Origin of the sequence: Mycobacterium sp. UM_Kg1 (assembly GCF_000972925.1) — a bacterium.
Classification (GTDB): Bacteria; Actinomycetota; Actinomycetes; order Mycobacteriales; family Mycobacteriaceae; genus Mycobacterium; species Mycobacterium hiberniae.
Window position 1 is genome coordinate 54,033 of sequence record NZ_JRMK01000006.1, and the last position, 7,603, is coordinate 61,635.

At 67.1% G+C, this 7,603-nt stretch carries 11 protein-coding genes; 9 read left to right on the plus strand and 2 right to left on the minus strand.

Annotated features, from left to right (window positions below; genetic code table 11):
• The first annotated feature begins 37 nt into the window (after positions 1-37).
• The 6 genes from LI92_RS02045 (at position 38) to deoC (ending at position 3,979) form a co-directional block, all read left to right on the plus strand.
• Positions 38-1,390 (plus strand): DUF445 domain-containing protein, encoded by a 1,353-nt coding sequence (locus LI92_RS02045; RefSeq protein ID WP_286134790.1) that lies wholly within the window; start codon positions 38-40, stop codon positions 1,388-1,390.
• 87 nt (positions 1,391-1,477) lie between these two features.
• On the plus strand, positions 1,478-1,870 hold the full coding sequence (locus LI92_RS02050; protein WP_046315370.1) for a helix-turn-helix domain-containing protein: 393 nt from the start codon (positions 1,478-1,480) through the stop codon (positions 1,868-1,870).
• Positions 1,871-1,932: 62 nt separating this feature from the next.
• The gene (locus LI92_RS02055; RefSeq protein ID WP_046315372.1) at positions 1,933-2,556 is read left to right on the plus strand and encodes a hypothetical protein; all 624 of its coding nucleotides are present in this window, start codon (positions 1,933-1,935) and stop codon (positions 2,554-2,556) included.
• Positions 2,557-2,617: 61 nt separating this feature from the next.
• Complete coding sequence (locus LI92_RS02060; protein WP_192829960.1) at positions 2,618-2,881, plus strand: DUF2516 family protein; 264 nt, start codon at positions 2,618-2,620, stop codon at positions 2,879-2,881.
• A gap of 4 nt (positions 2,882-2,885) precedes the next feature.
• Positions 2,886-3,287 (plus strand): DUF2599 domain-containing protein, encoded by a 402-nt coding sequence (locus tag LI92_RS02065; RefSeq protein ID WP_082109497.1) that lies wholly within the window; start codon positions 2,886-2,888, stop codon positions 3,285-3,287.
• On the plus strand, positions 3,287-3,979 hold the full coding sequence (deoC, locus tag LI92_RS02070; protein ID WP_046315377.1) for a deoxyribose-phosphate aldolase: 693 nt from the start codon (positions 3,287-3,289) through the stop codon (positions 3,977-3,979). Before LI92_RS02065 ends, deoC begins: the two co-directional genes overlap by 1 nt.
• Before the next feature lie 16 nt (positions 3,980-3,995).
• Here the strand turns inward: deoC and LI92_RS02075 are convergent, their stop codons facing one another.
• Both LI92_RS02075 and LI92_RS02080 read right to left on the minus strand, forming a co-directional pair.
• Entirely contained in the window at positions 3,996-4,586 is a 591-nt protein-coding gene (locus LI92_RS02075; protein ID WP_046315379.1) for a cysteine hydrolase family protein, read from the minus strand.
• Positions 4,587-4,646: 60 nt separating this feature from the next.
• The gene (locus LI92_RS02080) at positions 4,647-5,309 is read right to left on the minus strand and encodes a winged helix-turn-helix transcriptional regulator (RefSeq protein WP_192829957.1); all 663 of its coding nucleotides are present in this window, start codon (positions 5,307-5,309) and stop codon (positions 4,647-4,649) included.
• A 172-nt stretch (positions 5,310-5,481) separates the two neighbouring features.
• Here LI92_RS02080 and LI92_RS02085 point away from each other — a divergent pair, with 172 nt between their 5' ends.
• The 3 genes from LI92_RS02085 to LI92_RS02095 all read left to right on the plus strand — a co-directional run.
• Entirely contained in the window at positions 5,482-6,468 is a 987-nt protein-coding gene (locus LI92_RS02085; RefSeq protein WP_046315383.1) for a ferritin family protein, read from the plus strand.
• Positions 6,468-6,818, plus strand: coding sequence for an MmoB/DmpM family protein (locus LI92_RS02090; RefSeq protein WP_082109498.1), 351 nt, complete (start codon positions 6,468-6,470; stop codon positions 6,816-6,818). Before LI92_RS02085 ends, LI92_RS02090 begins: the two co-directional genes overlap by 1 nt.
• Positions 6,815-7,603: hypothetical protein (locus tag LI92_RS02095; RefSeq protein ID WP_046315387.1), on the plus strand; the 789-nt coding region annotated here is incomplete at its 3' end. The genes LI92_RS02090 and LI92_RS02095, both read left to right, overlap by 4 nt.

A 7,603-nucleotide genomic window follows, 5' to 3' on the forward strand; every position in this document is an offset into this window, starting at 1 on the left:
AAACTTCGTGGGCCGGTAACAGTAACCGGCCGCGCAGATGGCGGATGATGGTGTGGTGGCGGATCTACAGAATCAGCCGAGTTGGCCGGGCGCTGCGCAGACCGTGCAGTCCTTGGCGGAGTCGTTCGCCGGTGCTGATCCGGCCGCCGACGCGGCCCGACTGCGGGACCTGCGCCGGATGAAGGTGGTGGCGCTGAGCTTCCTGCTCGGCGCCACCGTGGTCTTCCTGCTCTGCCGGTGGGCGCAGGCGGACGGCCTGGCCCCGGCCTGGGTGGGCTATGTCGGCGCCGCGGCCGAAGCCGGCATGGTGGGCGCGCTGGCGGATTGGTTCGCCGTCACCGCGCTGTTCAAGCACCCCCTGGGCATTCCCATCCCGCACACCGCGATCATCAAGCGCAAGAAGGACCAGCTCGGGGAGGGGCTGGGCACCTTCGTCCGGGAGAACTTTCTGTCCCCACCGGTGATCGAGACCAAGCTGCGCGACGCCCAGATCGCGGGCCGGGTGGGCAAATGGCTCTCGGAGCCGGCGCACGCCGAGCGGGTGGCCGGCGAAGCCGCGACGGTGCTGCGGGTCCTGATCGAGATGCTGCGCGACGACGACGTCCAGGACGTGATCGACCGGATGATCGTGCGTCGTATCGCCGAACCCCACTGGGGACCGCCCATCGGCCGCGTGCTGGGTTCGCTTTTGGCCGAGAACCGGCAGGAGGCGCTGATCCAGCTGCTGGCCGACCGCGCTTTCCAGTGGTCGCTCAACGCCGGCGAGGTCATTCAGCGGGTGGTGGAGCGCGACTCGCCGTCCTGGTCGCCGCGCTTCGTCGACCACCTGGTGGGCGATCGCATACACCGGGAGTTGATGGATTTCACCGACAAGGTTCGCCGCAATCCCGACCACGAGTTGCGGCGCAGCGCGACCCGATTTCTGTTCGAGTTCGCCGACGACCTGCAGCACGACCAGGCGACCATCGCGAAAGCCGACGCCGTCAAGGAGCAGCTGATGGCCCGCGATGAGGTGGCCAACGCCGCGGCCACGGCCTGGCGCACGCTCAAGCGTCTGGTGCTCGAGGGTGTCGACGATCCGTCCAGCGCGCTGCGCACCCGGGTGGCCGCGACCGCGGTCCAGGTCGGCGAGTCGCTGCGCGACAAGGCCGAACTGCGCGACAAGGTGGACAACTGGATCGTGCGGGGGGCCCAGCATCTGGTGGGCCACTACGGGGTGGAGATCACCGCGATCATCACCGAGACCATCGAGCGCTGGGACGCCGCCGAGGCCAGCCGGCGCATCGAACTGCACGTGGGGCGCGATCTGCAGTTCATCCGGATCAACGGAACCGTGGTGGGCGCCCTGGCCGGCCTGGCGATCTACACCATTGCCCAACTTATGTTCTGACCTGCGCTAGCAAGTGCTTGCAAAAGTTAGCACTAGGCATTATCGTGACACGTGTCAGCAATGATCGGCTCGCGAAAGGGGTCTCCGGTGTCGCAGGACGACAAGCTCGCGGCAGTGGTTTCCACGGCAGCGGCGGATATCGGCACTTTCATCCGGACACAGCGCGAAGCCGCGCAGGTTTCCATGCGGCAGCTGGCCGAGAAGGCCGGTGTCAGCAACCCGTATCTGAGCCAGATCGAACGAGGGTTGCGTAAGCCCTCTGCTGACGTCCTCAATCAGATCGCCAAAGCCCTGAGGGTCTCCGCCGAGGTGCTTTACGTCCGGGCGGGAATCTTGGAGCCGAGCGAGAAGAGCGAGGTTCGTGACGCCGTGGTCGCCGACACGGCGATCACGGAACGGCAGAAGCAGGTTCTGCTCGACATCTACGGCTCCTTCGTCCAGCAGAACGAAGCCGACGGTGAGGAGACGCCACCTGACTGATCCTCATGCGTTCTCCTGACCGAAGTGCCCACGCAAGATTTCAAACCCGAAAGGAACCCCAAATGGCTGAGAACCCGACCATCGAAGAACTGAAGGCCCCGCTGCTCGCCGCGCTCGGCGCCGCCGACCTCGCCCTGGCCACCGTGAACGACCTCGTCGCCAACCTGCGCGAGCGCGCCGGCGAGGCCCGCGAGGACGCCAGCAGCCGCGTCGAGGAGAGGCGCGCTCGCCTGACCAAGCTGCAGGAGGAGCTGCCCGAGCAGTTCGCCGAGCTGCGCGAGCGCTTTACCGCCGAGGAGCTGCGCAAGGCCGCCGAGGGCTACGTGGAGGCTGCCAGCGAGCGCTACAACGACCTGGTGGCGCGCGGTGAGGCCGCCCTGGCGCGGCTGCGCAGCCAGACCGGTCTCGACGAAGCCTCGGCGCAGGTGGAGGGCTACGTGGACCAGGCCGTCGAACTGACCCAGGAGGTGCTGGGCAACGTCGCGTCGCAGACCCGCGAGGTCGGTGAGCGTGCCGCCAAGCTGGTCGGCATCGAGCTGCCCAAGAAGGAAGAGGCCGCGCCGGCACCCGCCGAGAAGCCCGCGGCTCCGGCGCCCGCCAAGAAGGCTCCGGCCAAGAAGGCTCCGGCCGCCAAGAAGGCTCCGGCTGCCAAGAAGGCTCCGGCCAAGAAGGTCACCCAGAAGTAGTCGCAGTTCGACGCCCGGGACGGTGCCCGCCTAGGCTTGCAGCGTGATCGCTGTGACCCTGGTGGGTACCGTCCTTCTCCTTTTGAGGTGGGCCGTCTTCGCGACGGCCGTGTACGCGTTCGTCCACGCGGCGCTGCAACGCGCCGACGCCTACACCGCCGCCGACAAGCTCACCAAGCCGGTCTGGCTGGTGATCCTCGGGGTGTGCGGGCTGCTGGCGCTGCTGTTGGACGTGATGGGCATGGCCATCGCGGCCTGCGCGGCCGGGGTCTACCTGGTCGACGTGCGTCCCCGACTCCTCGAGGTACAGGGCAAGTCTCACTAGCGCCATGCTGCGTTCGTTGCTTTCAGGGGCGCTGGCGGCTGCCGCGGTCGCGGTGTGTTGTGCTGCGCCGGCCGTGGCAGAGATCGGCGGATACGTCGACCGTGCCGAGTGGGCGAGCTATGACGACGGTCTGAGCCTGCGGGTGTATCCGAGCGCCTCGGCCCGGGCAGCCGCGCTGCGCCTCGACGCCGCGGCAGGCGAACAGGCGTGGCGCGAAGTGCTCCAACACGCCCCGGAGGCCGATCGGCCCGGAATGCGCGAGCAATTCCTCTGTCACTGGAACTATGCCGAGTTCGCTCGGCCCGGCAAGCTCAGCTGGAATCTGGAGCCGTGGCGGCCCGTCGTCGACTGGGTCACCATGCTGGAGTCCGGCTGCAACCCCGGCGCCGCCGAGGAGGTCTTCTGATGTCCGTGACTGCCGCCGGCCGCTGGGGCCGTGACCAGGTTGCCCAGCGGGTCGACCACACGCTGCTCAAACCCGAGGCGACCGCGGCACAGGTCGTGGCGGTGGTGGCCGAAGCCGCCGACCTCGGCGTCGCCGCGGTCTGCGTGTCGCCCCTGATGGTGGCCGTCGCGGCGGCGGCGAACCCGGCCGGTGTCCCCATCGCCGCGGTCGCGGGCTTCCCGTCCGGCAAGCATCGGCCGGAGATCAAGGCCCGCGAGGCCGCGCTGGCCGCGGCGGACGGGGCGGCTGAAATCGATATGGTGATCGACGTAGGTGCGGCACTGGCAGGTGACTTCGCCGCGGTGGGCGCCGACATCGCGACCGTGCGGGCCGCGGTACCCGGCGCGGTGCTCAAGGTGATCGTGGAGTCCGCCGCGCTGCTGGAGTTCGCCGGTGATGCCACGCTGGTCGCCGCCTGCCGCGCCGCCGAAGACGCCGGAGCCGATTTCGTGAAGACCTCCACCGGCTTTCATCCCTCCGGCGGGGCATCGGTGCACGCGGTGTCGCTGATGGCCGACACGGTCGGGGGCCGGTTGGGGGTCAAGGCCAGCGGCGGGATCCGCACGGCCGGCGAGGCCGTGGCCATGCTGGATGCCGGCGCGACCCGGCTGGGGCTTTCGGGCACCCGCGCGGTGCTCGACGGATTGGGCTAGCCCCGCTCGCCGGCCCTCAGTCGGGAATCGAAGCCGGGGTGGGCACGACGACGGCGAACAGGTCCGCTATCGCCGCCAGGCTCGCGGTCTGTATGGCGGCGGCCGGCACGATGCCCTCGCCACTGGGAAGGGCCCGCGTGGCGGTGGCCGAGGCGACCACGGTGGGCGCATAGCCCAGATTGAAAGCCCCCCGGGCCGTGGAGTTGACGCACATGTGCGTCATGAATCCGGCCAAGATCAGATTCGTCGCGCCGCGTTCGCGCAGCAGGTCGTTCAACTCGGTGCCGACGAAGGAATTCGGATACGCCTTCACCACAACGGGTTCCCCGGCGCGCGGCGCCACGGCCGAGACGATGGCGCCGGACTCGCCGTCGATGTCGTAAGGCGACCCGGGGCCGGCGTTGTGTTGGATGTGGATGACGGGAATCCCGGCGCTACGGGCCCGGTCCAGCAGGGCCGCAGTACTGAGCAGGGCATCGCCGACACCGTCGAGTTCCATCACTCCGCGGGTGTAGGTGTTCTGGCAGTCGATGAGAACCAAAGTGGATTCGCCCAGTGCCGCAGGTGCGGTGGGCAATCCGGTCAGCGTGCGCAGGGTCTCGGTCATGGGGTGATCTTCTCCAATGGTCGGGTTGATGATGCGGAGTTGGTCGTGAGGTTGATCCGGCTAGCCGGCGGCGGACTTGGCGGCCAGGACGTCGGAGGCGAACGGGCTCAGCGCGAACCACTTCGGTAGGGCTCGCGCGAGCTTTGCGGGGCCTTCTACCAGGATCTCGCCAGTGGCAATTGCGTCCTCTAGTCGACGATGCCCGAACCAGATCTGGTGCCAAAGTCGACCGCTCCCGGTCACGCTGAGATCGACTGGGAAACGGGGATCGTGAAGGCAGACGGACACTTCGGCGTGTGTGGCCACGATCCAGCCTCGTCGCACCTCACCGTCGGTGAAGTCGAACTGGATGGTGGTGCGCCCTTCGGGCAGCGCAGAGGTTACTCCTGCGCGCATGCGCCACAACAGCAGGGCGTTGTCCACCTGTTGCGGCTCGGGCTCGGGAAACCACCAGCGCACCGTCCAGCGCCCCAGCGCGTAGATCAGTTCGTGGAGGTCTTCACCGGCTTCGGTGAGCCGGTATTCGTGGGTGCGTCCGTTGCCTGTGGGCACCCGGGTGAGCACGCCCACTGCCTCCAGGTGTCGCAAGCGGCCAGCGAGCAGACTGCGGGACAATCCGGGCAGTCCCCGCAAGATTGCACTGAACTGGCTTGAGCCGACCATGATTTCGCGCACGATCAGCAGGCTCCAGCGATCACCGAGCACGCTGGCCCCGATCGACACGGGACAGTATTCGGCAGGTACGACGGGCATGGTCGAGACGATACACGCACCTTGCACCTATTTTGGTTCATTTTTAGAACTAAAATAGTAGTGATTCTAAACCTAGATTAGCGCCGGTCTCCTTGGTTTGCTTGCGTCCAAGAAAGCAACCTCTGCCACGAAAACAGGTCACATGACGCTCGCATCCGCATATGAGGATCTCACGATCTTCCAACAGATCTCGCCGGAGACTGATGCCGTGCAGGGGTGGCCCCTGCACTTTCCCGATGGGTCGCCGCCACTGTCGCCGGATTCGACCGCGCTGCGGTCGCAGGATTGGTACGGATTTCGCGACCCGAACCGGTCCGTCTACGTCGACTGGCTAGCCGAGGCGCACCAGAATGAGACCGCGCTGGCTGACCAGCTTGAGTTGCTGGAGAAGACGGTCAGCTCCGGTGGCGTTGATCCGGACTGGTTGCGTGAGGGGATCGCCGGTGTCGCGGCGGTGCTGCCCTATGCCGACCGGTCTTACTTCCGGGTGCTCAGTCGTGCTCAGCGTTTGGCATTGTCTGACACGGTGACGCTTGCGCTCGTCTTCGGCGCCGCCGACGCACTTCGTCATGTCGAGCATGCAGCAGCTCAGCGTGCCGCCGTCGAAAGCATCTCCGGGGAAGCGACTTTCAGTGCAGTTCAGCAAGAGTGGACGGCGGGTGCAGCCTGGCAACCCTTGCGTGCCGCAGTCGAGCAGGTGCTCGCCACCAGTGATTGGGGCGAGGCGCTGTTCGCGGTCAACGTCATCCTGGAGCCGCTGGTGGGCCGGTATCTGCGACTGCACTATCTGGAGCGGGGCGGTCATCGTTACGGCGATGCCTACACCGTTTCGGCAACCGCGGCATGGCGCCAGGACCATGACCGGGCCGCGCGCTGGACCTTCACGCTGATCGATCATCTGCTCGCCGACCCCGAGCACGGTGTTGCCAACCGGGCGGTACTCACGGATTGGGCCGTTCGGTGGGAGGCCCGGGCGAGCGAGGCAGTCACTGCTCTTTCTGCGCATCTGGCGGAATTCTCCACCGCCCCAGAAGGACTCAATGACGCCTGGGAAGACGTTGTGCGCACCTATCGTCGTGAGGTCGGCGACCGTTGGGCTACGACGCTCACTGTGACGGGGCGCTTCTGATGGCGCGCACAACGGCACGACCGGCCGCGCGTGGCGTGGGCGCCAGCCTCATCAAAGGTCCGGAAACCGACGCCATCGCCCGATACCTGCGGCGCACCCAGCCCACGGTCAACGTCACCGATCGGGGTGTGTACCTCAAAGTCGACGCCCCCGACGAGATCATCATCGATCTCGCCGAGCTGTCCACCGAAGTCGGGCGACCGCTCGAACTCGAAGACGTTTTGATCGTTTTAGCAAGCTATTTCGGAGAGATCGATCCGCAGCGTGGAGCGCGCCCCGGCACCGGCCGACTGGTGTTGCGCGCGGACTCGCTGAGCGATCGCTCCCAGGACGACGAAGGTATCCGATGACTGCGCCGACAACTCGCACCCACGATCTGGTTAAGCAATACACCTGGGACAGCACCCGCACTCCGCCCGCCGCGGTCTTCCCGAGCCGGTACCGCATCCCGGAGCGGGGACGGGACCCGTTCAAGCTGCTGTTCCGCGACTACGCGCGCATGGAGGTGGAGAAGGATCTCCGGGTGCAGCGGGCAATGGACAGCGCCGCGTCGCTGCGCACCACCGAGGCTATCGAGCCGCGGTGGATCGAAGGGCTCAAGCTGGCGCTGCCCCTCACCGCCGAGGCCGAGTACCAGGCGATGAAGGGCGCCGGATTGCTGATCTCCTCGATCAACAATCCCGAGCTGCAGCAGGGCTACGCCGCGCAGGCGCTCGACGAGGCGCGCCACCTTCAGATCGTCGGCGCGCTGCGCCGGCACTACCTGTCCCACGCACCCGATACCGACGGTCTGCAGTTCGGGTCGCGGGCGCTGGCCCGGCACCCCATCGGTGCCGTTGCGCGAGCAGCCTTCGCGCCCAATTCGGTGAACGACCCGATCGACGCGGTGATCGCGCTGAACGTTGTCCTCGAGACCGCTTACACCAACCCCCTGACCGTCGCATTGCCGCAAGTGGCCGCAGCCAACGGCGATGACGCCTATGCAGCGGCCTACCTGTCGATCCAATCCGACGAAGTCCGCCATATGGCCAACGGGCACGGCACGCTTCGTGCAGTTGCCGAGATCGCGGACAACATTCCCCTGGTGCAGGGTTCGCTGGACCGCGCATTCTGGCACCAGCATCAGGGCGGCGAC

Excerpts from the sequence above, each read along its gene's own strand:
- LI92_RS02045 (WP_286134790.1), top strand. The coding sequence starts at position 38 with ATGGCGGATGATGGTGTGGTGGCGGATCTACAGAATCAGCCGAGTTGG.
- LI92_RS02055 (WP_046315372.1), top strand. The coding sequence starts at position 1,933 with ATGGCTGAGAACCCGACCATCGAAGAACTGAAGGCCCCGCTGCTCGCC.
- LI92_RS02065 (WP_082109497.1), top strand. The coding sequence starts at position 2,886 with ATGCTGCGTTCGTTGCTTTCAGGGGCGCTGGCGGCTGCCGCGGTCGCG.
- deoC (WP_046315377.1), top strand. The coding sequence starts at position 3,287 with ATGTCCGTGACTGCCGCCGGCCGCTGGGGCCGTGACCAGGTTGCCCAG.
- LI92_RS02075 (WP_046315379.1), bottom strand. The coding sequence starts at position 4,586 with ATGACCGAGACCCTGCGCACGCTGACCGGATTGCCCACCGCACCTGCG.
- LI92_RS02085 (WP_046315383.1), top strand. The coding sequence starts at position 5,482 with ATGACGCTCGCATCCGCATATGAGGATCTCACGATCTTCCAACAGATC.
- LI92_RS02090 (WP_082109498.1), top strand. The coding sequence starts at position 6,468 with ATGGCGCGCACAACGGCACGACCGGCCGCGCGTGGCGTGGGCGCCAGC.